Source organism: Candidatus Symbiopectobacterium sp. NZEC135, from assembly GCF_025962695.1.
Genome location: NZ_JAGFPF010001231.1, coordinates 1 through 647, shown reverse-complemented (window position 1 = coordinate 647; position 647 = coordinate 1). Strand labels below are relative to the sequence as shown.

The window sequence follows — 647 nt, the reverse complement described above, 5'->3', positions numbered from 1 at the left end:
AGCGTGGTCATTTCGAATTGTTCTGCTTCCTGATTGCGCTGATACAGGCAAACTCCGTGGCGAATAATCTCCATGCGCAATACCGTTGAGGCTTGTCTAAGGTCAACCAGATCGACATCACGATGCAACGCGGTGGCTATTTTGCCAGCAAGCTCCCAGCGATAAACAGGATCGAGAGGGTCTTGTGCCAACACGGCAACATCTATATCGCTGTCAGGGCCAGCATTTCCTGTCGCATGAGAGCCGAACAGGTAAATAAGGCTGACAGTGGGTATTGCCTCTTTTATCAAACTGATTAATGCATCACGCATAAGATATCTCCGCTTTGCGGTAATTATACCTCATAATCCTGCTCAGGCGCGTGCTCCAGAGTGATTGCCACTTTCACAATGCGGTGGCTCTCCATGCTTAATATCTTGAAGCGATAACCATCGATGGTGAGTTCATCACCTTCTTGCGGCACGCGCTGTGAATATTCCATCATCAACCCGGCCAGCGTGTAATACTCGCGTTTTTCATCCAGCGTAAGGGGGATGTACATCGCGAGATCTTCGAGCGGTGTGTAGCCGTTGGCCGTCCAACTCCCGTCTTCGTTTTGCGTAATGTCGTGACGCGCATCGACATCTTCTCCCTCGACCGGCAAATTA

At 50.2% G+C, this 647-nt stretch carries 2 protein-coding genes; both read right to left on the bottom strand.

Translation table 11 applies throughout. The features are described from left to right. Positions 1-311, bottom strand: a 311-nt coding sequence (mntA, locus tag J5224_RS33530) for a type VII toxin-antitoxin system MntA family adenylyltransferase antitoxin (RefSeq protein WP_264629198.1), incomplete at its 3' end; no start/stop codon positions are given. A gap of 23 nt (positions 312-334) precedes the next feature. Continuing rightward, positions 335-647: transporter associated domain-containing protein (locus J5224_RS33525; RefSeq protein WP_319802547.1), on the bottom strand; the 313-nt coding region annotated here is incomplete at its 5' end.